We start from the raw sequence: 1,795 nt of genomic DNA, 5'->3' as shown, positions 1-1,795 counted from the left end.
CTCTCGGGCCCTGTCCCGCCGGGCTGCCCGCGGCGCCCGCGGCGGGCAGCGCACCGGCCTGCGTCAGCAGCCGCTCCAGCCGGGCGGCCAGGACGACGGCCGCCGCGTTGGTCAGGTGGGCGTCGTCCCGGTAGAGCAGCACCCGGTCCAGTACGGCGGGGCAGGTCGGCCCGTCACCCGGGCACAGCACCCGGTTCACGCCGATGCTCCGTACGCCGGGCAGTGCGCCGGACGCGATCCGCCGGGCCAGCGGATCGGGCCGCTGCGCCTGACGGCGGTCGAACGCGCAGGCGGCGGGCGCCTCCAGGTGGCCGGAGACGCAGGCCGGGACGTCCGTGCCGGGCACGGGGGTGTCCTCGACGTAGACGATCGGCACCCCGAGCTCCCGCAGCGGGCGCAGGGTCTTCTCCCAGCCCTCGGCCAGGAGCTTCTGGTCGTTGGTGTAGCGGTTGAGCGAGGAGATCACGACGAGGCGCGGTTTCGGCTGCTGCCGCAGCCGCTCCAGGGTGTCCGCCCGCCAGGTGTCGCACTCCCGGTAGGCGCGGCCGAGCTGCGGGCTGCGCACCGCGATCTGCGGCAACGGGCAGCCCTGCTTCACCAGTTCCTGGAGCGCCCAGCCCCGCTGGGCGGCGATCCCGAGGAGCGGGGAGAACCACTGTCCGGCGTGCGAGTCGCCGAGCAGCACGATCCGGTCCTGGCTGTTCACCGCCCCGAACAGGCAGGCGGGGCTACGGGTCACGGCAGGGGCGACCTGGCACTCCCCGTCCGGCGGGAAGTCCTTGCGTGCCTGCGCGGGCCCCGGCGTCACCGGGCCGTCCGCGAGCGGCACGCCTGGCTGGCGTACGAGAAGGTGTGGTCCCCAAGACGCACCCGCGGGCAGGCTCCGCGGGTCCACCGGCCGGTCGGGACCGAGCAGTTGGAGTGTCGTCGACCCGACCACCAGGGCGAGTGCCACCGGCAGCACGATCGCCGTGACGCCCACCGAAAGTCCGCGCCTGGCGTGCGCCGAGACCGTACGACTGCGGCGCAGTGGCCGCTCGACCCAGTGCATCGTGGCCAGCGCGGGCAGTACGGCTGCCAGTGTCAGCGCCGTCTTCGCGGGCCAGCCGAGCGTACCCAGCCTGGCCTCGGCGAGCACCAGCACCGGCCAGTGCCACAGGTACAGGGTGTAGGACAGCCGCCCCACCGCCCGGGGAGCCCGCAGCGCCAGCAGTCGCCCCACCCCGTGAGCGCCGGTAACGGTCCGCTCGCCCCGGCCGGGTATCGCGGCCAGGATGACGGCGGCGGTGCCCAGGGTCGGCACGAGCGCCGCGAATCCGGGATACGGGGTCGAGCCGTCGTACGACACCACGCACCAGCCGATCGCCACCGCCCCTGCCCACCCGCACAGCAGCCGCAGCGGCCGGGGCCCGCGCATCAGGTGCCAGGGCAGCAGGGCGAGCAGCGCCCCGGCCCCGAACTGCCAGACCCGCGAAGGAGTTCCGAGGTACGCGAGCGAGGCCGACCCCTGTGTCCAGTACAGGGACAGTACGAACGACCCGATGACCAGCGGTACGACGACGAGAGCCACGGTGGTCCGCACGGCACGCCCCCTGCGGACCGCCCGCGTGACGCACAGTGCGGCGACCGCCAGCAGCGGTGCCCAGAAGAAGTAGAACTGCTCCTCGACCGCGAGCGACCAGAAGTGCAGCAGCGGACTCTGGTCGTGCCCTGCGGCCAGGTAGTCGGTCTGCTGGGAGACGAACCGCCAGTTGGCGAAGGACAGTGCCGCCGAGAGGACGTCGTGCTCCAGATC

The 1,795-nt window shown here is 73.8% G+C and carries 1 protein-coding gene; it reads right to left on the bottom strand.

The features are described 5' to 3' along the window. Positions 1-1,795: acyltransferase family protein (locus ACWGIG_RS38715; protein ID WP_453326416.1), on the bottom strand; the 1,795-nt coding region annotated here is incomplete at both ends.

Source organism: Streptomyces sp. NPDC054863, from assembly GCF_053610825.1.
Note: the sequence above shows the minus strand (reverse complement) of the source record. Positions and strands in the feature narration are given on the sequence as shown.